Source organism: Sorangium sp. So ce362, from assembly GCF_051519845.1.
Taxonomy (GTDB): Bacteria; Myxococcota_A; Polyangia; order Polyangiales; family Polyangiaceae; genus Sorangium.
Map to the genome: position 1 here is coordinate 9,495,795 of NZ_CP150332.1, position 24,087 is coordinate 9,519,881.

Consider the following 24,087-nt stretch of genomic DNA (forward strand, 5'->3'; position numbering starts at 1 on the left):
CGCTGGCGTGAGGCGAGCGGGCGCCGCGCTCAGCGTCCGTCGCGGTCGAGCCGGACGACGATGTCCCGGTCGAGCGCGCCGTCCGCCGCGCGGGCGAACTGCTGGAACCGCGGGTAGGCGTCCGGCTGCACGCGGCCCGCAGGCAGCTCCAGGAAGCGGTCGAGGAGCAACGCACCGCTGTCGAGGCGATCGTTCACCCGCACGGTGCGCCCGTCGTTGTCCGCCGCAAACGGAGCGAGCCGCGTGGCCACGCGCGCGCCCGGGGGGAGCTTGACGCGGAGCCGCACCTCCGAGCGGGTCGCGATCTGCTCGGACAGGTAGAGCGGCGTCTCCCGGACCGGCAGGCTGGCGAGGATGGCGACGCGCACGCCGAAGGGGGGCGAGAGCACGAGCTCCGGACCCTGCGCGCGCGCGAAGCCCGCGGCCGCGATCTTCATCTTCAGGGTGAGCGGCCGGTCGATCTCGGTCAGCTCCTTGACCTGGATCTCCTGGAGCCGCGCCCCCGGCACCATCTGCGGCAGGAGCCGCGACTCGACAGCGTCCCTGAGCTGCGCGTCGGGGAGCGACTCCAGGGCCGAGCGCAGCGCGATCGCGAGCTTGCCCTCGTAGCGCTGCTCGATCGCCAGCGACGCCGAGCCGTCCCTGGCCACCTCGGCGACGCCCTCGGTGACCACGCCGTCGTGCGCGCCGGACGAGGGCGTCACCTCGCGCGGCGCCCCGGGCCGCAGCACGATCGCCGGCTGCCCGCGGAGGGAGCTCGGCAGGTAGCCGTACGGCGCGAACTTGTCGCGCACGAACATCCAGCGGACCGCGCTCGCGCCGGGCTTGTCTCCGGTGTCGATGCGCACCGCGAGCGCGTTGAACGTCTCGGCCTCGCTCATGGGCCCGCGCGGCGGCGCGGTGAGCCGGTCGCTCACGATGCCGTAGCCGGCGTCGATCCCGACCAGGCGGCACAGGTAGAGGAACGCCTCGGTCCGGTTGCCGCTCTTGCCGATGACGACGCGGCGGCCGTCGTTCTCGCGCCCCTCCTCGACGTTGGCGAGCACCCACCGGTAGATGCGGCGCGCCTGCTCGTCCTTCGACGGCGCGGCCTCGACGCCCGCGCCCGCCGAGCGGCGCGCGGCGGGCGCGCCGGAGGCGCCGGGCGAGAGCGGCGTCCGCGCGATCGACCGCGCGATGCGCACGAGCCGCGGGTCGCGCGGCGTCTCGTCGGCGGCCGCGTCGACCATGCGCGCGATCGTGCTCTCCAGGCGGATGCCCCAGCCGACGCGGAGGTTCGGCAGGAACTCCGCCATCGGCGCGCTCGCCGGCTCCTCCGGGAGCGCGGGGCTCTTGTCGACCCGGTAGCGGCGGGTGACGAGCGCGCCGGACTCGACCATCTCCGGGGCGGGGACCGGGCCGGAGACCTCCACGTCGAGGGGCCGGCTCTTCGGCGACACGATGATGAACTCGCTCCGCCAGTAGGGGACCTTCTCCTCGCGGAAGAACCAGCGCGGCCCCTGGAACGTGAGCCCGCCCTGGCCGTCGCCGCGCAGGACGAACAGGTTCTCCACCTCGATGTAGTCGCCCACCTCGAGGTGCGGCATCGTCACGGTCGGCTTGTCCTCGATGAACTCCGGCTCGTGGATCGACCCGTCGCGCTTGACCGTGCGGAGCTTGAGCACGAGCCCGTCGGGCACGCGCTGCTCGGCGTGCTCCTGGATCGCCTCGCGCGACTGGATCCGGATGATCTCGTGCTGGAGCATCCGCGCCGAGCCGTCCTCGTGGACCCACATGGCCGCGTAGTCGAGCACGCGCGCCGCGGTGCCGGGCATGACCTCGCCCGAGGCCTCGTGCTCGACGATCACCTTCTTCGAGTCGAGCCGGTAGGGGCTGAGCTCCGTCGTGCCGTCGAGCAGCTCGATCGCGTCGCGCAGGCCCGCGGTGTCGGCGCCGGTGCGGATCGCCTCGATGAGCGCCTTCTGGAGCGCGCCGCGCTCTCCCCGGGCGAAGCGCGCGTCGGCGAGCGCGAGGCGCGCGTCCGCGTCGTCCGGCGACTTCGCGAGCGCGCGCTCGAGCTGCTCGAACGACTCGGCGCGCTTGCCGGCGCGGGTCAGGAGGTCGGCGATGCGCAGCGCGATGTCCTTGCGGTCCCGGCGGGCGGAGCCGAGGCGCTCGAGCTCCTTGATCGCCGCCGCGTAGTCGCGCCGATCGATCGCCCGCTCCAGCTCGATCTCGGCGTCGGGGTCGAGCCCCCGGATGCGCGCGGCGAGCGCGTCCGCCTGCGCGACGTGCCCGTCGGCGTCGTGGATGCGGAGGAGCGCGCCCAGCACCTCGACGTCGTCCGGGAAGCGCGCGGCGGCCTCCTTCACGGTGCGGACCTGCTCGACGCGCCAGCCGAGCCGCGCGTACATCGCGGCGAGCGTCTTCAGGAGGTCGGGCACCTCGCGAAATCGGTCGGCGAGGGCCTCGATGCTGCGGGTGACCTCGGCCAGGCCGGCCTTGTCGGCCTCCTCGAGCGCGAGCAAGAAGCGGGGGTACCAGAGCTCCGGATCCTTCGCCGCGGCGCGGGCGCGCACGTCCTTCACGAGGTCGCGCCCGTCGGACGGCGGGAAGATCGGGTCCTTCTCGAGGAAGACGGCCTGCGCCGCGAGCGCGGGGCCGGTGGCGCGCGCCGGATCGGCCACGAGCGGCTCGATCAGCACCGCGCTCACGTCGTCCTGGCCCTCGAGGTGCGCGATGGTCGCGGCGAGGTACCGGGAGATCGGGTCCTCCACGTCGCGCTCGGGGGGCGGCGCGCCGCGCAGGCCGAGCGCGCGCGCCACCTTCGGCGCGGGCTGCGGCGGCACCCCGAGCGCGGTGAGGAACGGCTCGATGGGGTTGGGATCGGGGAGGACCTCGGGCGGAAAGAGCGAGGTGGGGGGCGTCGGGTCGGCGGACGTGGCCACGCCGAGGGGCGTGCCGTCCGGCGCGAGCAGCCGGATGGAGGTGTTGCCGCCCGCGACGCGGGCGAGGATGCGGTGCCGGCCGGGGCCGAGGCGCAAGCGCGCGCCGAACCGGGGCCAGATGCCCCACTGCTTCGTGTCGCGCGTCAGGACCTCGACGTCGTCCACGCGGATGGCGAGGGCGCCCTGGACCGCGATGATCAGCTCGCGCTCGGCGGGCAGGTCGACGAAGGTCTCGACGTAGAAGATGCCTCCCCTGGCGCTGCCCTCGCCGCGCGCGTCCGGCGTGACCGCGGAGAGCTGGCAGCCGCGGCGCTCGGCGCCGAGCACGCGCGGCGCGTCGGCGCGGCGGGGATCGCGCGGGAACACGGGCGGCCAGGGGCCGGCGCGCTCCGCCTCGTAGCGCACGCGGTGGTCGCTCTCGGCCAGGTGGCCGAACGGGCCGGCGAAGCGGGCGTCCTCGATGCACCCGTATTGGCGCGCCGCGAGGTCGATGAGCGGCACGGCCGGCGCGGCCCCGGCGCCGCCGGCGTTGCCCGGGCGCGCCGCGGCGGCCACCTCGTCGGGCAGCCCCTCGAGGCTCCACCACTCGACGAGCTCGCCCCGCGCCCGCCAGCCGAGGTTGCCGGGATGGTCGATGGCGCGCAGGACGACCTGGCGGGACTTCTTCCAGAGGCCCACGACGCTGGATCGCAGCCCGAGCAGGTGGTTCGCGGCGAACCAGCCCACGAGGGGGGCGTCCGGGTGCGCGCTCACCCGCGCCGCGTCCAGCGCCTCGAGGTAGGCCGTCGCTGCGCGCGCGTTGCGGCCGTGCGCCTCGTCGTCGATCGCGCGCCCCAGCGACGCGAGCAGGGTCTTCGCGCCGATCCCGTCGAGGCGCTTGCGCGCCGCCTTGACCCCCGCGGGCGTGCCGCCTGGGACGAGGAGCTCCCCGAGCAGCCAGCGGCCGACGACCTCGCCGTCGGTCGAGTGCGCGCCGGCGTCGCGGAGCGAGGCGATGGGGTCCGGCGCGCGGGGCGCGGTGACCGCGCCGCAGGCGCCGAGCGCGAGGGCCAGGGTGGCGGCGCCGGCGAGCCGGAGGAGCGTCGAGAGGGGGCGAGGTGCGCGCATCGGCTCGGTCCTTAGCGCGAGGGACTGCGCGCGCACAGGTCCGCCCCGATCCAGGCCGCGGGGCTCACACGCCGGCTTCGACGGCGCTGGCGACCTGCTGGAGGAGCACCGCCTGCTCGATCACCTCGGGCGGCACCCCCAGATCCTCGCGAACCGCGCCCGCGCCCTCGCGCACCACGCTGACATCCTGGCCCGCAGCGCCCGCGGCCTCGCCCGCCGCGCCCGCGGCCTCGCCCGCAGCGCCCGCGGCATCGCCCGCATCCGCCTGCTCGGCCGCCCGGCGCAGCGCCGCGATCTCCGCCTGCGCGGCGATCAGGGCCTGCTCGAGCTCCTCGTGGAGCGCCGGGGGTGAGCCGGCCGTGCCGCGCGCCTCGGTCAGCTCGCGCTCGAGCTGCGCGATCTTCCAGCTCGCGGCGTGCGCGTCGGCCTCGCTCGCGGCGGCGCTCCGCGCCAGCGCGTCGAGCTGCTGCCGCAGCGCCTCCACGGCGTCGCCCGGCCCGCCGGCCCCCGGGAGCGTCCCGCCCGGCTCGCCGCCCGCAGCCTGGCCCGGACCGCCTCGCTCGGCCGTGGCCGACGTGAAGACCGTCCCGAGCTCGTCGACGAGCTCCTTGCCCACGCGCTCGCTCTCGCGCAGCTGCGCCTTGAGCGACGCGATGACGTGGCCCCGGTCGCGGAGCGCCGCCTCCAGGCTCGCGATCTCGGCGGCCGCCGCCTCGCCCGCGTCGCGCTTCTCCAGCTCGGCCGCCCGCTGCTCCAGGACGACGACGCTCTGCTCGAGCTCGACGATCCGCGCCTCGAGCAGCTGCCGACGCGCGTCGAGGGCGCTCCGCTGCTCCTCCAGCGCGCGGTTGTCCCGCTCGAGCCGGTCCGCGCGCTCCTTCAGCCGATCGCGCTCGCGCGCGAGCTCGGCGCGGGCGGCCTCGTGCTCCTCGTGCTTCGCGGCCGCGCGCCGCGCCTCCTCCAGCACGCGCTCGCCCTCCTGGGCGCGCCTGCGCGCGGTGTCCCGCTCCGCCGTGATCTTCGAGAGCTCCCGCCGCGTCCCTGCGGCGGCCGCCTCGAGCTCCTCCACGCGCGCCGCGAGCGCCGGGTTCGGCGCCGCGACGGCGGGCCTCGCCTCGAGCTCGGCGATCCTGACGCGCGCGGCATCGAGCTCGGCCGTCGCTGCGTCGAGGCGGTCGCGGGCGCCGGCGATCTCGGGCTTGTTGCGGATCATGCCGAGCTCGAGCTCGACCTTGGTCCGCACCCGCTTCTCGTCGTCGAGCTGCTTGGAGAGCCGGGTCGCGCGGTCGCGCTGGCCGCGGAGCTCCTCCTCCATGTCGCGGATCTGGTGCGCTAGGCGCTCGGCCCGGACGTGGGTGTCGCCCGCCCTGGCCTCGACCTCCCGCAGGCGCGCTCCTCGCGCCTCGAGCTCGGCCTCCGCCTCGGCGAGGCGCGCGGCCGTGGCGACCGCGCTCTCGGCGCGGGTCCCGGCGTCGTTGCGGTCGCGCTGGTGCCGGGTGCGCAGCTCCGCGAGCTCGCCCCCGAGCCGCTCTGCGCGGCCCTCGGCCTCGGTGAGCGCCTCGACCGACGGGCCCGCGGCCGCGACCGGAAAGCCGGCGAACGGCAGCTCGATCACGGCGAACGCGTCGAGCCGCGGCAGGCGCTCGCCGGCCACGGCGATGAACCACTCCGGCTCCTCGGAGCCGTCGAGGATCGACGTATCCACGCTGACCTCGGGCTCGCCCTTCGGCGCGAACTCCGCGACCGTGTAGCCGACGAACGGCGCCTGGCCGACCATCCGCACCTGCTTGAACTGGAGCGCCACGAGGTCGTAGAGCGCGTAGTAGCCGGGCGCCGCGCCGCGCCGCGCGCCCGCCGGGAGCAGCCCCCGGGCGACGTCCGGGTTCGGCGACGCGATGACGGCGGCGCCGTTCGCGGCGGTGAGGCGCCGGGCGCGCCGGAGGATCTCGGCCGGGTCGCTGAAGATCGAGAGGTCGGGGATGACGAGGGTGTCGAAGGCGCCGTCACGCACGCCGAGGTCGCCGTCGAACACGGCGAAGCTCGGGTGCGGCTGCCGGGAGCTCGCCGATCGCGCGAGCTTCTCCGCGACGCGCGCGGCGTCCGGATCGTAGGCGTGGACGAGGCGGGCTCCGCGCTGGAGCAGCCGGTCGGCGAGGCCGATGGTGGCGTCCCCCAGGACCGCGACCCGCCGGCCGCGCACGAGCGGCTCGAGGTACGCGCTCAGCACCAGAGCGGGGTGGAGCGCAGCGGGGGCGGCGGGCCGCGGCGAGCCGGCGGCGGGGGGGGACTCCATCGTCATGGTCCCGTCCTCTTACGGCGCTGGGGGCCGGGAGTCCACAAAGCGCAGTGCAGGGTTGCAACGACGCGCCTGCCGCGCCGGGAGCCCGCCCTGCGCCTCGCGCCCCACATCCCGGCGCTTTCGTGCCCCCGCGCTCCCCCACGGGCCTTGACCCCCCGCGCGCGAGCCCAGCGCCCCATCCACCTCGACCCGCGGCGCCCCTCGTCCATGACGCTCTGCGTCTTTCACGCCCGGCCCCCGTTCGTCGCTCCCGATGTAATCTCCACAACAAGCGCGCGTCGCGCTCTGCCCTGTTCGCGCTCTGCCCTGTTCGCGCTCTGCCCTGTTCGCGCTCTGCCCTGCGCGGTTCTCGCGGTTGGTCGCGGCGGGCTCGTTCGATGATGCGTGCAGCGGGCTCAGCCGATGATGGGGTGCGCGCTCAGCGGAGCACGGTCTCGCAGCCGAGCAGGATCTGGATCTTCGCAGCGGACGCGTTCCTCGCGGCGTCGCAGGTGTCGGGGCACAGCACGAGCGCCGTGGGCGAGCTCGGGTTGTCGTAGCGCCAGCCTGGACCGTCGCAGCCGGGGCGCTGCGGCAGGATCTCCTGCGGCGCGCCGCCGAGCCCGAGCAGGACGTTGACGTCGTTGAACGCGATCTGCCCGCCGGCCACCTGGGAAGGGACCTTGTACTCGCACGGGAGCGCCTGACCCGTCACCTTCGCGAGCGCGTTCTGGAACTCGACAGCGATGTTGGTTGCCGCGACGAGGATCGCGGCGTCGGTGCCTCCGGCGGCCGCGATCTGGTTGGCGATGCTCTGGTCGACGCCCGGGAGCCCGATCACGAAGGTGCGCACCGGGGGGCGGTAGCGCTCGCCCGCCGCCGCGAGCGCCGCGATGGCGGCCGGGTCCTCCGGATCGGCGCTGCCGCACCGGGCCGCGGGCCCCTGCGGCTTCCCGTCGGTGACGAGCAGCACAGCAGAGGCCTCGCCGGGGTTGTTCTGCGCCACCTCGATGCCCTGGAGCAGCGCGCCCCCGAGCGCCGGATAGATGGGCGTGCTCAGGCCGTTCGGCTCTTCGTCCTCGATGGCCTCGACGATCGCGCCCGCGCTGTCCGGCAGCGGACCGAACGGGACGAGCGGCGCCTTGTAGGCGTTCTGATCGCAGGCCGGCACGGCGTCCGCGGCGCGCGGGAAGAAGCGCAACGCCACGTGTACGCCGGCGAACCTCGCGCTGTTCACGAACGCCGTCAGGCCGACCTTGGCGCTATCCCACTTGTCTCCCGCCATGGAGGAGGACTTGTCCATCATGATGTAGAGATTGAGCGGGACGGCGATCGCCTCCTCGGTGACGAGCCCGCAGGCCGCGTCCGGGTCGGGGCGGGTATCGATGGGCGCGTCGCCAAACAACTCTCCATCCGGATCGACGGTTCCGCCCGAGCCGGCCCCTTCCGACGAGGACGATACGGAGCCGATCCCCGAGTCCGGGGCGCAGGCGCCGTGGAGCCCGGCGGCGGCAGCGAGCCCGAGCAGAGAGGTGAGCGAGAGGCGGTGGAGCGGTTCAAGGCGCATGGGGTGCTGGCGGACGGCAGGGACGGCACGGAGCCCGGGCAGGAGCGCAGACTCAGACTACCCGACTCAGTGGCACGCGCGAGGGGCGAATCGCGGGATCGTGAGCTGGCTCGCCGGCGCAGCGCTATCGATGTGTACGGCACGGAACCATCGGTGTGTACGGCACGGAACCATCGGTGTGTACGACACGGCACCATCGGTATGTACGACACGGCACCATCGGTTCATGGGCTCGTTGGGGATTACCGTCATCGCGATAAAGTCTTTCCGAAAAGCGCGCGAAGGTGCAGAATTAAGCATGCGCGTTCGCTCCCTCCTCGGAACGGCCTCTGTGCTTGCGATGCTCTCCGCGCTCGGCTGCGCCGAGAGCAGCTCGATCGACGGTCCCATCGGGCCGGTCTCCGGCACCGGCGGCGGCTCCGGAGCGGGCGGAGCGCCTTCCGCGAGCGGCGCCACAACGACATCATCGAGCAGCAGCGCGGCTGTCACGGGCGGCACGAGCGGCGCTGGCGGGGGCGAAGGCGGCGCGGGTGGGGAGGGGGGCAGCGGAGAGGGGGGCGGTGGGGGCGAGGAAACCGATCCTTGCGCGATGGGGTGCCTCCCGGGCACGCACGACGTGGACGGCAACCCGCTCACGGGCGAGTGCGGCTGTGAGTACGCGTGTACGCCGACCCCGGCGGGCGAGGCGGGCGAGGATCCGATCGACGGTGATTTCGTCGACGACAACTGCGATGGCGGCGACGGGCTCGTGGAGCAGTGCGTCTACGTCTCGGCGGCGATCGGAGATGACGTCAACAGCGGGACGCGCACGTCCCCGGTGCAGACGATCGCCACGGCCATCCAGGTGGCGCGGGATGGTGCGGTGCCGGCGGTCTGTCTCTCCGGCGAGCTCTATGAGGAGTCCGTCACGGTCGTGTCCGGCATCAGCATTTATGGTGGATTTGATCACGAAGATCCCGATTTCAAGTTCCGGAGGACTCCCTCGGTGACGACGACGGTGCGCGCACCGGGCACCGTGTTCCACGCGCCGGCGATCGAGCAGCCGACGCACATCGAGGGGATCAGGATCGAGGCGCTGAGGGCGACGTCGCCGGGCACGAGCACCTATGGAGTGCGGCTCGGCGGGGGGCGCGAGCAGCTCTTCGTGCGGTACAACATCATCGACGTGGAGGGCGGTCGAGACGGCGCCGCGGGGGCGAACGGGACGGCGCACTCGGCGGGGACGACGACGGCGGGGAATGCGGGAGAGGTGGGCTGCCACAACTGCGGCGGCCGCGGGAATGCCGGCCCAGCTCCCGTGTGCGACGAGCCGGGCGGGAGAGGCGGGTATGGCGGACATGGCACTGCCACCGGAGCGCCGGGCCATCCGGGCAGCCAGGGCGCGGCTGGCGGTGCGGGAGGCCCCTCGCATGACTGCTTCGACTCCCGCTTCTCAGGACAAGATGGCGCGCCGGGCACGGCTGGGCCGCAGGGGACGCCGGGGACGGGGGGCGCGACTCTCGGCAGCATCGCCTCGGGCGTCTACCAGCCGGCGAACGGCACCCATGGGCAACCGGGGACGAACGGCGGCGGCGGCGGCGGCGCGGGCGGTGGTGGCGGCGGCACGTGCGCGATAGGCCGTAATGATCGCGGCGGTGGCGGCGGCAGCGGCGGATGCGGCGGGCTCGGTGGCCGCAGCGGCCAGGCTGGCCGAGGTGGAGGCGGGAGCTTTGGAGTCTTCGCCGCAGCCGGACGGGTGGTCGTCTCCGGTAACGAGATCACGACCGGAAAGGGCGGCAACGGCGGCCGCGGCGGCAACGGCGGACCGCACCAGCTCGGGGGGAATGGCGGCAACGGCGGCCCCGGTCCTGACGACGCCGCCAACGGCGGCACCGGCGGCAGAGGTGGCAACGGCGGCGCCGGCGGCCCGGGCGCGGGCGGCGGGGGCGGCCCGAGCGCCTGCCTGGCGCGCTCCGGGAGCGTCGGCTTCACGTTCACGGGCAATAGCTGCACGACAGGCACTCCCGGCTTCGGCGGCGCAGGCGGAACAAATCCGAGCGGCGGCGCCGCGGGCGCCGGACAGAACGGCGAGGGGAAGCCGAATCTGCAGATCAACTGACGAGCGCACCACCGCTCGAGAAGCTATCTCCCAACCCGTCCCAGGTCGATCTTCGTCACGACGGCGCTGAACTCGCCGGGAGCCGCGACCTTCATCCCATCGCCAAAATCCAGCGTTCCGTCGTTGAGCCCAACGACGACGACGGCTTTCGTCGTCGGATCGGTATCGATGTCAGTGATCAGTTGCCCTGCCGCAGGATCGCCGAAACGCCTGCTCCAGAGGTGCTCCCCGCCATCGCTCAGCTTTGCGACTACCCAGTCCGGATCCTGTCTCCCGCCAAGGAGCCCGCCCCCGAAATCTACGGCGCCAGCGACCCCGGTGCCGAGCACAATGTCCCCGGCGGCGTCGACGGCGACGCGAGGCCCGCCGACGATGCCACTGCTGAAAGAGCTCCAGTCATCCACCTCGGACTGGGCCGAATCATCCCCGAAATTCAACGACCACAGGTGGGTTCCCGCGGACGACAGCTTCACGAGCAGGAGGTCCGAATCTGCCAGTCCGCTGGTCTGCTGGGAGCCTAGAGTGCCGTGCGTTTCGATCTCAATCGCTCCGCTGAAGGCCCCAGCCGCGACGATGTGGCCTCGCGCGTCGACGTCGATGTCGCTCAGCATGGCGTCCCCCTCGCCTTGGACGAAGGCGATCCAGTCCATGTTTCCGGTTGGCACGATCCTGAGCAGGAAGGCGCCGGTGCCTGACGAGCTTTCGAAGAAGCGCCCAGTGTAGACGGACTGGATGGAGCCGCTGAACCGGCCTCCCACGACGATGCTGCCGTCCGGGTCCGCAGCCACCGCGGTGGCGCCGATGGTCGCTGTCGTCGTGATATCTTCGGGATCGCCGAGCTGACGACTCCAGCGCTCATCGCCCGTCATGCCGTCCAGCCTCATGATGAACGCGTCTCTCGCAGCTGTCCTCAGCGTCGATGAGCCGAGGTTCACCTCGCCGTCAAAAGAACCCACCAGAACCACGTCGCCATCGGGAGTAGCCGCCAAATCCAACGCGAACGCCTCCCCCGTTCCCGTAAATAGGTTGCGCTTCCAGTCCAGCTCGCCATTGGACAAGAATCTGGCCAAAAAAGAGCCATATCCCTCCGGATTGGGCGACGTGAGGGGCGCTCCATCCCCGAGATCGATGGCATCCTCATAGCGACCCGACAAAATGACACTATCATCCGGCAAAATAGAAAGATAGGAAACAAAAACACCGTCCGAATTGTCCACCAACAGCCGCTGACTGAAAATGTGATTACCGTCAGGCATCAGCTTGGCAAGAAACCCATCCATGCCAGACGATATCAACGGCGGACCGCCGAAGTCGGTGGTATCACGGAAGAAGCCTGACAGGATGATGTTCCCTTTGGAGTCGAGACGAGCGCTTGTTGGCCAGACCAAGTCACCGCTCCCGAAGCTCTTCGCCCAGACCACTCCTGAGCACGAATCTTCATCGCAGTCCTCGAACTCGCCGAGACCCAGGACCTGAGCACACGAAGCAGTGCTGAGGAGGGCACCCAGGGCCAGCACGCGGGTGGCGCAAATGTGGGAAGGAGAAGGCGGAGCGCGGCGCATGGTGACACATGAAGCCCCAAAGTCCCACGCCGGTCAAGCGTGAAGCAAGACTCTCAGAAGTCCTGCTGGCTCGCGCCGGAGGGCACCTTCGCGCGCTCTCTCCACCGAGCAATGGGCAAGCCTCTCCCGGTTCCGGCGGCTTCGCGGCGGGTGGACCGGTCGGAGCGCTTGCGGCAGGCTCAAGCGAGTCCCGTCGCTCGCACGCGCGCACCGCGGCAGGTGCAAGCGGTTCATGCGGGTCGTCGGCGGCGCTCACGGCCTCGGAGAACGCGATTGTCCTCGGGGAGGGCGCCTTCACTCACCCGGTGCGCGCAGTGGATGAACGCAAGATGTCCTGTGAGATGACGAAGGACGGCATGACCTGCAAGTTGATGCCGGCCGAGGGCATGTCCGTGGACATGCTCAAGGAGCGCAGCGAGGCCATGACCAGGATGATGTCCGCCGGGATGCCCATGATGATGATGTGCGGCGGGATGCCCATGAGAATGGGCATGTCCACCATGACCAAGGAGCGCCACCACCAGGCCTCTCTTTCTTGAAACCAAAGGACGCCGGCGACCGTCGGCGTCCTTTATCTCCTCTCCATCCCCGCGCGAGACCCGCCCTCAGGGCGCCGACAGCGAACAGGTCATCATCAGGCAAACACAGCCAAATCCGTGAATTCGACGTAACGACTTGCAGCGACCATCAGATGAGTTCCGTCACTCCTGGTGAAGACGCCTGAGCCCGCGCGCGATGCCCCTGTCGCATTGCCCCTCCTCCCGCGCGCCGGTGGTGGCCGGGTTTGAACATGAAGGCGGGAAGAAGAGATCAATGATCTTCCCACCTTCTCGCCTTCATGTGAATCACTCCGGGGCAAATCAGGCCACCACCCGCGCGCTCGCCCTGCCCATCAGGCTCGCCCTCCCCAGCTCTCCCCAGCGCGCTCGCCCTCCCCAGCTCCCCAGCATCCCCAGCAGGCTCGCCCTCCCCCAGCAGCCTTGCCCTCCCCTCCCCACGCGCCCACCCTCCCCGCGCCCGGCCGCCAGCCGAGGCCGGCGCCCAACCGTCCCTACCGCGAGGGCGCCGGAGCGGCTACAACCTGAGCTCGTTCCGCGGGCATGCTGGCGCAGCGCGCTCGGAACAGCGAGGACTGCCGATGGACCACGACATCGACGACGTGATCGACGGCCGATACAAGCTGATCGAGGTGGTCGGCCAGGGAGGCCATGGCGTCGTCTACCGCGCCCTGGACCAGCAGACCGGCACGCACGTCGCGGTCAAGTACCTCAGGCCCGAGTTCTCCAGCGATCCCGCCCTGAAAGCCCGCATGCGGCGCGAGGCCAGCGCCATGGGCACGCTGTCCGGCACCAGCGCGACACAGGTCTTCGCCTTCTCCGAGGCACCCGACGGCACGCTCTTCATCGTGATGGAGTTCCTGAGGGGCAGCGACCTCGAGACGACCCTGCGCCGGCTCGAGGCGCAGGACCAGCGGCTCCCGCTCGCCCGGCTCCAGGAGCTGTTCTGCCCGATCATCGACACGCTCGACGCCGCGCACGCCCGCGGCATCGTCCACCGCGATCTGAAGCCCGCGAACATCTTCGTCCTGGACAGCGACGCAAGCGGTCCGCCCTCCTCGTCTCGCCAAAAAAGTAACCCAAATCACATCAACCACGCTCTCTCTCCTGCTGGCGACCCGATCCGTCCTGCGGACCACGGCGCCGGCGGCGGGTCGCCGGCCGATCCCGGCGCAGCGGCCCGGGGAGGCGTACGCTTGCTTGATTTCGGGCTTGTCAAGGTCATGCAGGCCGACCCCCTCACCCGCGAGGGGGCGATCCCCGGTTCGCCCAGCTACATCGCGCCCGAGGTCTGGAAGGGCCGGCCCCAGGAGATCGACCACCGGATCGACATCTACTCCCTCGGCGCGGTGCTCTTCCGCGTGCTCGCGGGCCGCGTGCCGTTCTCCGGGGCGAGCCGGGTCGACATCCTGCTCGCCGCCGCGCGCGGCCCCCGGCCGAGCCTGTACGCCCTCCGGCCCGACCTGCCGCCCGAGATCGACGCCTGGGTGGCCCGGGCGCTCGCCGTCGTCCCGGAGGAGCGCTTCCAGGACGTCCGCGCGCTCTGGAGCGCGCTGGGGCCGCTCCTCGACCTCGCCGCTCGGGTCGAAGGCGAGGCCGCCGGCGGCGCGATCCAGCGGTGAGCACGTTCCCCTACCCGTGCGCCTTGCGACGCGGGAAGCGGCGCTGATAGCGTCTTCCAGACCATGTCTGAATCGAGGGCCGCAGGATGAGCTCCTCGCCCGGTCTGTTGCAGTCGAATACCCGGTTCCGCGACCGCTACCAGGTGCTGCGCGTCATCAAGGCGGGCGGCATGGGCGCCGTCTACGAGGTGATGGACGACGTCACCGCGGCGCGCCGCGCGCTCAAGGTGATGCTGCCCAGCCTCCTCGACAGCGAGGAGCTGCGCGCCCGCTTCGCCCTCGAGGCCCGCATCACCGGCATCATCGAGAGCGACCACATCGTCAGGACCTCGGACGCCGGCATCGACGACGAGACCGGCACGCCGTTCATCGTCATGGAGCTGCTCCGCGGCGAGGAGCTCGGCGGCCTCCTCAAGAAGCGCGGCTCCCTCCCCGCCGAGGACGTCGCCATCTACCTGTTCCAGGCCGCGCTCGCGCTCGACAAGACGCACGCGGCGAACATCGTCCATCGCGATCTCAAGCCGGACAACCTGTTCGTCACGGTCCGCGACGACGGCTCGCCGTGCGTGAAGATCCTCGACTTCGGGATCGCCAAGGTCATCGAGCAGCACCATGCCTCCACGCTGACCCGGCAGATGCTCGGCACGCCCGTGTACATGGCGCCCGAGCAGCTCCGGGCCGAGCGCAACGTCGGTCCGCGCGCCGATATCTACGCGCTCGGGCACGTCGCGTACGCGCTCCTCGTCGGCGAGTCGTACTGGGCCCAGGAGGCCGAGGCGACCCCGTCCCCGTACCTGCTCGCGGCCGAGCTCCTGCGCGGGGCGATGGAGGCGCCCAGCGCTCGCGCAGCGCGCCGCCGCTCCGCCGCGCTGCCGAGCGCGTTCGACGGCTGGTTCTTCAAGATGACGGCGCTCAGGCCCGAGGACCGCTTCGATCGCGCGTCCACCGCGGTGAGCGCGCTCGCCGTCGCGCTCGACGTGCCGCTCCCGCGGGCGTCGCGCGTCGTGCTCCTGCCGGACGCGCCGCCGCCCGCTCCGAGCCCGAGCGTGAACCCGAGCCCCACCGACCCGACGCAGCCCTCGCGGCCCGGCAAGTCGGGGCGCTTCGCCGACGTGCCGACCGTCACCGCGCCCGAGCCGTCCACGACGCCGCCGTCGCGCCGCCCCCCGCCCTCGCCGCCGCCCGTGTCGAGGTTCCCGGAGCCCCGGTCCCGACCGTCGGAGGCGCCGAGCCGGACGAGCGTCTCGACGGGTGAGCCGTCGAGGAAGTCCGATCCTGCGTCGCGGCGCGAGCGCGCCGCGCAGCGGCGGTTCCACGTCCGGGCCGACACGGTGACGGGGGTCCTCTACGTGAAGGTCTGGGGGTTCTGGGATGTCGACGAGGGCAAGGCGTACCTCGACGACTTCCGCCAGAAGGCCTCGACGCTGCTCCACCTCGGCAAGCCCTGGTACGTGCTCGCCGACATCGCGGACTTCCCGCCGCAGAAGCCCGACGTGAGCCCGTACGTCGAGCAGACCATGGCCTACGCGGTCGAGCACGGCATGCGCAAGGCGGCGAACCTCGTGAACAGCGCGCTCTCGAAGATGCAGATCTCCCGCCTGTCGGCCGCCATGGGGCTGCCCGAGTACTCGTTCTTCACCGCGGAGGCCGACGCCCTCGCGTGGCTCCTGAAGGGCTGAGCGCCCCCGGCCCGGGCGCGAAGGGCTCCGCGCTCAGCCGAGGACGAACCGCCGGATGCGCCCGGCGAGGCTCCGCACCTTCTCCTCGGCCTCGTTGTAGCGCTCGGCCGCGTCGCGCAGGTGGGCCTGGCGCGAGGCCATGAGCAAGCTGAGCTCGATCACGAGCTGCGGGCGCGCCTCGATGATCGGCTGCAGCGCCTCCTTCGTGATCTGGTAGAGCACCACCTCGTCGACGGCGCGCACCGTCGCGGTGCGCTCCTCGCCCGTGAGCAGCGCGAACTCGCCGAAGACGGCGCCCTTCTCGAGCGCGGCGACCGTCGAGTCCTGCCCGTCGGTGTGCCGCACCAGGACCTCGACCACGCCGGACGCGACGACGAACATCGACGAGTCCCGCTGCCCCTGCAGCACGACCCGGTCGAGCGGGCCGTACTCCACCCGGCGCACCTTCGTGGCGAGCTTGCGGAGCTCGCGATCGAGCAGCGGCTTGAAGACCGGCGCCCTCCGGAGCAGCGTCATGATGTCCTCGGCGCTCACCCCGCGCTCGGCCTTGCTCGGCTCGTCGACATCGATCGACGACGCGGCCCCGTGACCGTCGCGCCGCTGCAGCGCGGCGAGCAGCGACGGGTTCTTCTCCATGTACGCCTCGAGCAGGCTCGCGTTCCGCGGGATGCACTCGTCGCCCGTGTAATCCATGAGGTTCCGCTCGGCGGCCCAGCGGGCCACGTCGTTCATCGACTTCCGGTACTGCCGGCACGCCGCGGGGAAGATGCCGTCCTGATCGCCGAAGAGCGCGGTCAGCGCCTCGGGCATGAGGCTGAGCCCGAACAGCCGCACGTCGCCGCGCTGGTGCCAGAGCGCGAAGTCGCGCCACCGCGGGTCGAGGTGCGCGAGCTCCGGGAACGCGAGCACGCTGTTCTTGAGCACCGCCCGCTCCGCGTCGCGGAACACGCGGTGCCAGGTCTCCTGCGCGTTCCACAGGTTGGGGCCCGCGAGCTCGATCGCCTTCTGCAGGTCCGCGTGGTGGGCGTGCAGGAAGGTGAGCGTGGCCTTCTGCTTGCGCATCAGGTTCGTCAGGCTCACCGGCCCGGCCGCGAAGAAGCCGGCGGCGCGCGGCGCGATGTGCCGCATGTCCCAGACCTCCTTCCACGCCGCGACGTCGATCGCCGCGCGGATGGGCGCGAACGCCGCGCCGTTCTCGAAGGCATCGCGCTCCCCCGGCGAGAGCATGTCCGGGTACTGGTCCTTCACCGCCTCGAAGATGCCGATGCACGTGAGGAGCTCGAGGTAGAGCCCGACCCGGAGCAGCCAGCGGGGATCGGGGAGGTTGCGCCGGTGCTGCTCGAGGTCCTGATGGATGGCCCGGAGGTACAGGAGGGCCTTGTCCATGCCGATGGTCAGCACGGGGAACCACGGGTGGTAGCCGACGTGCAGCTCGTCGATCCCGAGCGCCTGCTGCTGGATCTCCGTGTCCGCCTTGACGAGCCGGTCGAGCAGGCGCGTGTAGAGCGAGCCGAAGCGGCCGGTGTCGAAGATCTCGACGTCCGTCGTCTCGGAGGAGACCGTCCTGCCCGCCTCGCTGAGCCGGATCTCGACGCGGAGCTGCTGCCGGAACAGGCTCGCGAGCGTGAACGGATCGGCGCCGTCGGGGATGCGCCGCCGGAACGACTCGGGCAGGTCGACCCAGTGATAGCCGCCGCCGGTCTCCTCGCCGGGGGGGTGCGGCATGAGCTGCCGCGCCGGCACGATGGTGGCGACGTAGACGGTCTGATGGAACGAGTTCCACGGGGCGGGCTCGAGCATCGGGACGGGGTAGGACGACGTCGAGACGATCTGCGGGCTGAGCGGCAGGTCCATGATGCCGGGCACGGGGCACGGCTCGCCTTCGCCGGGGGTCGCCGGGAGGAACCACGCCGACAGGGTCACCTCGAACGGCCGCTCGAAGGGGGCGACGAACGCGTAAATGTCGCGCAGCCGGTAGAGCAGCCACACCTCGTCGCCGAGCTCCGACGGGTCGCCCGCGGTGTTGATGCAGCCGGCGCGCTCGCTGCACCCGTGCCCGGGATAAAGCGCCTCGTCGACAGGCCGCTTGCCGGGCTCGAACGGGATGAGCTCCAGCGACGGCGAGAGCTCGGCCGACTCCTCCTCCGGGCTCTGGCGCGCCTCGAGCTGCCGCAGGTACTGACGGACCCGGGCCAGCTTGTCCTCCCAGTCCATGCCCTCGACGCGGCTCATCAGCAGCCGCTTGAACTGCCTCTGGAACTCCTTCGGGGTCATCATGCAGCGTCCACCTGAGTTGCCGGGGGGCCGGACAGCCGCCCTCCGGGAGAGCTTACCGGCTCCGCGCGCGCGGCGCGCAGCGATCAGCGCCGGCCAGAGCCCGCGCGAGCCCCTTGCGGCGCCGCGTCCCGGAAGGTACGGGCTTGCGCCGTATGGCCATCGAGATCCGCGAGCTCCGGAAGGGCGACAAGAAGGTCCTCAAGGACTTCCTGAACGTGGTCGACACCGTCTACGAGGGTGAGCCCAACTATATCCGCCCGCTCGACTTGGACATCGCCGATCGGCTCGACAAGAAGAAGAACCCCTTCTTCGAGCACGCCGAGGGGACGGCGTGGGTGGCGTACAAGGACGGCCGGCCGGCCGGCCGGATCACCGCGCAGGTCGATCACGAGCACCTCCGGATCCACCGCGACGAGACGGGCGCGTTCGGCTTCTTCGATACGATCGACGACGCGGAGACGGGGCAGGCGCTGCTCGCCGAGGCGGCGGGCTGGCTGCGCGCGCGCGGGATGAAGCGCATGCGGGGCCCGTACTCGCTCTCGATCAACGAGGAAGCCGGCTGCCTCGTCGAGGGGTTCGACCACCCGCCGGTGCTGATGATGGCCCACCACCGGCCGCACCAGGGCCGGCTCATCGAGCAGGCGGGGCTCGAGAAGGTGAAGGACCTCTACGGGTGGCGCTACGAGGTCGGCGATGTCCCGCCCCGCGCGCAGAGGGCCCACGCCGAGGTGCTGGCGATGCCGGAGGTGCACACGCGCTGCGGCGACCCGAAGGACCTGCTCCACGACATCCGGATCGTCCTGGACGTCTTCAACGACGCCTGGAGCGACAACTGGGGCTTCGTGCCGATGACCGAGAAGGAGCTGGTCAAGTGGGCGAAGGACGTGCGGCTCATCCTGATGCCCGAGCTCACGAAGATCACGTTCATCGACGGCGAGCCGGCCGCCGTGTCGCTCGGGCTGCCCGACCTGAACGAGCTGATCCGGGACTTCCACGGCGAGCTCCTGCCGGGTGGGATCTTCAAGCTGCTGTGGCGGCTGCGCGTGCGCGGGCCGAAGAGCGGGCGCCTCGTCGTGCTCGGCATCCGCAAGAAGTGGCGCCACGTGCGGCGCTACGCCGGGCTCAGCGCATTCCTCTACGTCGAGATGAACCGGGCGGCGCACCTGCTCGGCATGAAGGGCGGCGAGCTCGGGTGGACGCTCGAGGACAACGCCGCCATCAACGCGGGCATCCGGCTGATGGGCGGCCGGCTCTACAAGAGGTACCGGCTCTACGAGCGGGCGCTCTGATCGATCGGGGCGCCGGGGCCGAAGGAGCGGATCGATGAAGGTGCTGGTCACGGGCGCGAGCGGGTTCCTCGGCTCGCACGTCGCCGAGCAGCTCGTGCAGAAGGGGCACGGCGTCGTGGCCCTCGTGCGGCGCTCGTCCAACACGAAGTTCCTGTCGTCGCTGCGCGGGGTCGAGCTCGCGTACGGCGCCATCGAGGACGCGGAGAGCGTCCGCCGCGCGGTCGTCGACGCGCCCGGCGTCGACGCGATCGTGCACTCGGCCGGGCTGGTCAAGGCGCGCGACGAGGCGGAGTTCTTCCGGGTCAACGTCGGCGGCACGCGGAACCTGCTCGACGCGGCGAAGGCGGCGCCGTCCATGAAGCGCCTCGTGTTCGTCTCGAGCCTCGCCGCCGTCGGCCCGAGCCTCGACGGGCGCCCCGTCGCCGCCGACGCGCGCCCGGCCCCGGTGACGCGCTACGGGCGCTCGAAGCTCGAGGCCGAGCGGCTGGTCCTCGCCGAGAAGGACGCGCTGCCCGTGGTCGTCGTGCGCCCGCCGATGATCTACGGCCCGCGCGACCAGGAGTCGTTCGCGTTCTTCCAGAGCGTCGCGCGCCGCTTCCTCCCGATGCTCGGCGACGGCAGGAACACGCTCAGCGTCATCTACGCCTCGGACGCGGCCGCCGCGTGCATCCGGGCGCTCGAGGCCGACGTGCCGAGCGGCCGGGCTTACTTCATCGACGACGGCCGCGTGTACGTGTGGCGCGACATGCTGGCGCACGTCGAGGCGGCGCTCGGCGCGCGGGCGCTCGTCCGCGTCGGCATGCCGTTCTCGCTCGTGCGCGGCGCCGCGCTCGCGAGCGAGGGGATCGGCCGCCTCACCGGCAAGCCCGTGATGCTGACGCGCGACAAGCTGAACGAGCTCGCCGCGTCGCACTGGGTCTGCGACTCGGGCGACGCCCGCAGGGAGCTCGGATGGGAGCCCCAGGTGGGCTGGGCCGAGGGGACGCGCCGGGCGGTCGCCTGGTACCGCGAGCACGGCTGGCTGTGACGTGACGCCGCGCCGCGCGCCGTTTGACGCTCGCCCGCGGCCTTCGTACCGTAAACGCATGTCCCGCTGTCCGCCGGCTGCCCCGGGCCTCGTCGCGCTGGCGCTCGGCCTGGCGGCCGCGCCGGCGCAGGCCACGGAGCCGCCTCCCGGCGACGCCGCCGCGGCGCAGGCTCCGCGCGATCCGCTCGAGCGCGGCGCGGCGGCGGCGGACGCTCCGCCGGGCGCCGCCGCGCCCCGGTCAACCCTGCGCGGCGCCGTCGTGGTGGCGGTGGACGACGCGAGCGCCGAGGCCGCTCGAGCGCTCGCGCGCGCGCTCTACCACGATCCCGCGCTACGCCCGCCGATCGACGAGGCGACCGCGCAGGTGCTCGCCGGCGATCCGCCGCGGCCCGACGCGCCGGCCTCCGTGAGGGAGCTCGCGGAGGTGCGCCGCTCCGCCGGGCGTGCCGAGTCCGAGCCGGTCGCGCGCGGCCTGCTCGCGTCGCTCGGCGCGAGCGCGGGCGCGGCGCTCGTCGTGGCGGTGACGACGGCGCACGGCCACCCCGTGGCCCGCGTGCTCCGGGTCGCGGGCGCGAGCTACGCGCCGCTCGAGCTCGGCGCGACGGTCCAGCGCACCGCGGAAGGCGCGGCCGCCCCCGCCGGAGCGGCGTTCGACTGGCCGGGTGCGGGCGCGGCCGTCCGCGCGCTGCTCGCCGGGGAGGAGCGCCCGGCAGGCGCGACCGGTCGCGCCGCGGCGCCGCTCGCGCCCGCCCACGCACCGTCGCGACGCGGCCCGGTGGGCCCCCGCGCGGGCGTCGACCTGACGGCGCCGGCGGGCGACCAGGGCTCGCCGGAGCGACGCTCGATGTGGAGCTCTCCCTGGTTCTGGGGTCCGCTCGCGGGCGTCGTCGCGACCGGGATCGTGGTGCTCGTGCTCTCCCAGACGGGCGAGGGCGACGGCGAGACCGTGCGTCTCCGGGCTCGGATCGCTCCATGACGCGCTCCTGCCGGCGCAGCTCGGCGGCGTTGGGGCTGCGGCTCGCCGCGCTCCTGTGTCTCGCGCTCGTCGCCGCGCCCGGGCGTGTCGCCGGCGCCGCGCCCCGCGTCTACGACGCGCCCGCCGCGACGGGCGACGGCGGTGCCGCTGCTCCCGTCCCGCCGCCCCCGCCGGAGTACCACACCCAGGATCTCGACTGGATCGAGTTTGCCTACCACCCGTCGACCCGCGATCGCGTCCGCCCCTTGATCGCCCGTGCCGACGCCGTCCGCGCCGAGCTCGGCGCCCTGCTCGGCCGCGAGGCGCTGGTCGCTCCGGTGAAGGTCCGGATCGCGGCCTCCCTTGCCGAGCTCGACGGCCTCATCCCCTGGGGCATCGCGGGCCCCGCGACCGCTGTCTCCTTCGGCGCGCTCCGGCTCGCCGTCCTGAGCGACGCTCCGCGGCTCGGCGTCGAGGCGCCCGATCTCGAGAGCGCCTTCCGTCACGCGCTCGCGCACCTCGCCCTCGACGAGGCCACGGGCGGCGCCCTGGTGCCGCGCTGGTTCCACGAGGGGTTCGCCGCTCACGCGGCCGGCGACGGCGTCGCTCGCCGCGCGCAGAGGCTCTCCGTCGCCGCGCTGAGGGGCGGCCTCCTCCCGCTCGACGCGCTCGAGACGAACCTGACGGGCGCCGGCGACACGGCCGGATCCCTGGCGCGCGCGCAGTCGGCCGACGTCGTCCGCTTCCTCGTCGACGGCGAGCGCCGCCCGCTCTTCGCGCACGCCCTCGATCAGGTGCGCGCCGGCTCCCCGCTCGCGGGCGCGCTCGAGGCCGCGTATGCCTCCAGCGGCCGCGAGATCGAGCTCGCGTGGCGCGCCGACGTCGCGCGCCGCTACGGCTTCGTCCCGGTGCTGGCGGGCTCGCTGCTGGCGATCGGGCTGCTCGTGGCGGGCAGGCTGGCCGTGCGCCGGTTCCGCGCCCGGAGGTCGCCGCCGCCTCCCGCGCCGCGCCGGCGGCTCCGCGCCGCGCGCGAGGCGGCGGAGATGCGCCAGCGGACCACGCGCCCGTCCACGGCCCAGCTCGTGGCCACCCTGGGCGCCCGTCATCGCAGCGAGGCGGACGGCGACACGGACGTCCCGAAGGTGGAGCACAACGGCCAGTGGCACACGCTCCACTGAACGCCGCGGAAGAAGGCGCTCCCCGGCCTGATCGCCCGGGGCCGCAGCGCCGCCTGCTCGAGCTCGCGCTCGGCGCGGCCTGGCTCGTCGGCCTCGCCGCGGCCCTGCAGATCGTCGCCGTGCTCCTGTCGTCGAGCCCGCTCGCGGCGGCGCTCGCCGGCGCCGTCGTCGCCGACCTTGTCGCGTCGCGGGCGGGCGTTCCGTGGACCGACCCGCTGGAGCCGGAGGGCCCGGGCCACCGCGCGCGCATCGCCCGCCGCGTCGGGCTCGGCGCGGCGCTGAGCGCGCTCGCCGTGCTGCTGACGCTCGGCGTCTCCGTCGTCCTCGGCTGGGCGACCGTCGACGCCGGGGAGCCCTCGGTGAGCTTCGGCTTCGCCGTGGCGCGCGCCATCGCCCTCGCCGTCCGCGACGAGCTCCTGCTCACGGGCATTCCGTTCGCCGCCGCGGCGCGCGCCGGCGTCTCGAGCCGCCACGCGTTCGCCTTCTCCGTCCTCGCGCACGGCGCCGCCCTCGGGCTCGCCCCGGGCGCGACAGCGTCGAGCTTCGCCCTCACGTCCGCGCTCGGCGCGCTCGCTGCGGCGCTCTTCCTGCGCGGCCGCGGCGCGTTCGCGCCCATCGCCGCCCACGCGAGCTTCATCGCGCTCGCGGGCGCGGGCCTGCGCGGCTCCCTGCTCGACGTCACGTGGGTCGACGGCGCCCTCGCCGCGGGGACCCGGGCCTTCGGCCCGCCTGCCTGGCTCGCCGCCGCCGCGCTCGCGGCCCTCGCCGCGCTCGTCCTCCGCGCCGGCGCGCCCCGTCCTGGCCGATCGGCGCGGTGAGCGCCCTCGCCCGCGCGCGGCCGCCGCGGGGCGCTCCCTGACGCGCCGCCGGGCCGGCATGAGATGCCCCTCGCCTGCGTTGAAGCTCCGGACAGCGGCGCTGGGGGCGCCGCGCTCCTCCTCGCTGCGCACTCGGCTTCGCCCTTCCAGCGATCGGCGCGCCAACGTCCGCCGGATCGACACCGGCATTTCGCAGCGCCGTGCGAGGACGCGCCGCGCAGCGCGGGCGTGACACGCGCAGCATCCCACAGCGCCTCACCCCCCGGACACGGCTATGTCATATTTCAGCGCACCGCGTCAAATGCACGTTGACGCAATGCCTCCGAGGAACCAACGATCGCATATGCATTGGGAAAGGATCCGCCAGATTGCGCCGGTAACGCTGCTCGTTCTCGCGTCGACGGGCTGCGGCATGGCGACGATGGTCGACACGAACACGCGCTCCATCCAGGCGACCACCGAGGAGATGAGGCGCACGCGGTCGACGATCGAGGATTCGAATCAGGCGCTGCGCGAGTCGCAGGAGAGCCTCGATCGGCTGGCCGACCTGCGCCAGCCGATGGAGAAGGTCGCCGAGATGCAGGCGGCGATGGAGCGGCTGGCCGAGCTCAAGGGGTCGATGGACGCGATGCAGCGGAGCCTGCGCGAGACCGCGAGCCTCGAGCAGTCGATGGACCGGCTGAGCGAGATGAAGGCCACGATCGCCGCAATGAACGAGAGCCTCGCGGGCATCCGCGGCCCGCTCGAGGACGTCGCGGCGCTGAACGCTCCGATGCGCGACGTCGCGGCGCTGAACGCTCCGATGCGCGACGTCGCCGGGCTGAAGCAGCCGATGGAGCAGGTCGCGACGCTGCGCGAGCCGATGCAGGAGGTGAGCAAGCTGTCGGCGCCGATGGAGGAGATGAGCCAGCTCGGGAGCGACGCCTCTCGCCAGACCGGCCTCGTCGCCGTCGCCCTGCTCGGCTGGGGCCTCGTGACGTTCCTCGGCGTGTACTTCGGCGTCCAGGCCGGCACCCGTCGTCAGCAGCGCCTCGCGCAGGGCGACCGGGACTCGAGCGCGGCCCCGCCGCAGGCCGAGCCCGCGCCTCGCATCCTCGCCGAGAGCCCGAGCTTCGAGCGCCGGGCGCAGGTCAAGTCGACGTGATC

15 protein-coding genes are annotated in these 24,087 nt (G+C 72.9%); 9 read left to right on the forward strand and 6 right to left on the reverse strand.

Translation table 11 applies throughout. From position 1 onward, the window contains the following. Positions 1–29: 29 nt before the first annotated feature. From WMF17_RS36520 to WMF17_RS36530, 3 genes are all read right to left on the reverse strand, one after another. Positions 30–4,034, reverse strand: coding sequence for a hypothetical protein (locus WMF17_RS36520; RefSeq protein WP_437597993.1), 4,005 nt, complete (start codon positions 4,032–4,034; stop codon positions 30–32). Between the two features lie 64 nt (positions 4,035–4,098). Then, positions 4,099–6,333: a hypothetical protein gene (locus tag WMF17_RS36525; protein ID WP_437645664.1), complete on the reverse strand. Its 2,235-nt coding sequence runs from the start codon at positions 6,331–6,333 to the stop codon at positions 4,099–4,101. Between the two features lie 418 nt (positions 6,334–6,751). Beyond that, positions 6,752–7,879: a vWA domain-containing protein gene (locus WMF17_RS36530; protein ID WP_437645665.1), complete on the reverse strand. Its 1,128-nt coding sequence runs from the start codon at positions 7,877–7,879 to the stop codon at positions 6,752–6,754. A 298-nt stretch (positions 7,880–8,177) separates the two neighbouring features. Here WMF17_RS36530 and WMF17_RS36535 point away from each other — a divergent pair, with 298 nt between their 5' ends. After that, on the forward strand, positions 8,178–9,977 hold the full coding sequence (locus WMF17_RS36535) for a PE-PGRS family protein (RefSeq protein ID WP_437645667.1): 1,800 nt from the start codon (positions 8,178–8,180) through the stop codon (positions 9,975–9,977). Positions 9,978–10,000: 23 nt separating this feature from the next. Here the strand turns inward: WMF17_RS36535 and WMF17_RS36540 are convergent, their stop codons facing one another. Together WMF17_RS36540 and WMF17_RS36545 are read right to left on the reverse strand one after the other, a co-directional pair. Continuing rightward, positions 10,001–11,398 (reverse strand): hypothetical protein, encoded by a 1,398-nt coding sequence (locus WMF17_RS36540; protein WP_437645669.1) that lies wholly within the window; start codon positions 11,396–11,398, stop codon positions 10,001–10,003. A 439-nt stretch (positions 11,399–11,837) separates the two neighbouring features. Beyond that, on the reverse strand, positions 11,838–12,041 hold the full coding sequence (locus WMF17_RS36545) for a hypothetical protein (RefSeq protein WP_437645671.1): 204 nt from the start codon (positions 12,039–12,041) through the stop codon (positions 11,838–11,840). A 636-nt stretch (positions 12,042–12,677) separates the two neighbouring features. On the opposite strand from WMF17_RS36545, the gene WMF17_RS36550 reads away from it, so the two are divergent. Then, the gene (locus WMF17_RS36550; protein WP_437645673.1) at positions 12,678–13,718 is read left to right on the forward strand and encodes a serine/threonine-protein kinase; all 1,041 of its coding nucleotides are present in this window, start codon (positions 12,678–12,680) and stop codon (positions 13,716–13,718) included. A gap of 86 nt (positions 13,719–13,804) precedes the next feature. Then, a complete protein-coding gene (locus tag WMF17_RS36555; RefSeq protein ID WP_437598001.1) occupies positions 13,805–15,397 on the forward strand; it encodes a serine/threonine-protein kinase in 1,593 nt (530 codons plus the stop codon). A 33-nt stretch (positions 15,398–15,430) separates the two neighbouring features. Here WMF17_RS36555 and WMF17_RS36560 read toward each other — a convergent pair whose 3' ends face one another. After that, positions 15,431–17,674: a cyclic nucleotide-binding domain-containing protein gene (locus WMF17_RS36560; RefSeq protein ID WP_437598002.1), complete on the reverse strand. Its 2,244-nt coding sequence runs from the start codon at positions 17,672–17,674 to the stop codon at positions 15,431–15,433. A 152-nt stretch (positions 17,675–17,826) separates the two neighbouring features. Here WMF17_RS36560 and WMF17_RS36565 point away from each other — a divergent pair, with 152 nt between their 5' ends. The 6 genes from WMF17_RS36565 to WMF17_RS36590 all read left to right on the forward strand — a co-directional run bounded on the left by WMF17_RS36565 (position 17,827) and on the right by WMF17_RS36590 (position 24,085). Further along, positions 17,827–18,963: a hypothetical protein gene (locus WMF17_RS36565; protein WP_437598003.1), complete on the forward strand. Its 1,137-nt coding sequence runs from the start codon at positions 17,827–17,829 to the stop codon at positions 18,961–18,963. Positions 18,964–18,997: 34 nt separating this feature from the next. Further along, the gene (locus WMF17_RS36570; protein WP_437598004.1) at positions 18,998–19,990 is read left to right on the forward strand and encodes an NAD-dependent epimerase/dehydratase family protein; all 993 of its coding nucleotides are present in this window, start codon (positions 18,998–19,000) and stop codon (positions 19,988–19,990) included. Positions 19,991–20,048: 58 nt separating this feature from the next. Further along, a complete protein-coding gene (locus WMF17_RS36575) occupies positions 20,049–20,966 on the forward strand; it encodes a hypothetical protein (RefSeq protein WP_437645675.1) in 918 nt (305 codons plus the stop codon). Continuing rightward, complete coding sequence (locus WMF17_RS36580; RefSeq protein WP_437645676.1) at positions 20,963–22,123, forward strand: peptidase MA family metallohydrolase; 1,161 nt, start codon at positions 20,963–20,965, stop codon at positions 22,121–22,123. The genes WMF17_RS36575 and WMF17_RS36580 overlap by 4 nt, the downstream gene beginning before the upstream one ends. After that, positions 22,105–22,941 (forward strand): type II CAAX prenyl endopeptidase Rce1 family protein, encoded by an 837-nt coding sequence (locus WMF17_RS36585; RefSeq protein ID WP_437645678.1) that lies wholly within the window; start codon positions 22,105–22,107, stop codon positions 22,939–22,941. Before WMF17_RS36580 ends, WMF17_RS36585 begins: the two co-directional genes overlap by 19 nt. A 343-nt stretch (positions 22,942–23,284) precedes the next feature. Further along, positions 23,285–24,085, forward strand: a complete 801-nt coding sequence (locus WMF17_RS36590) for a hypothetical protein (RefSeq protein WP_437598009.1) — start codon at positions 23,285–23,287, stop codon at positions 24,083–24,085. Positions 24,086–24,087 lie beyond the last annotated feature (2 nt).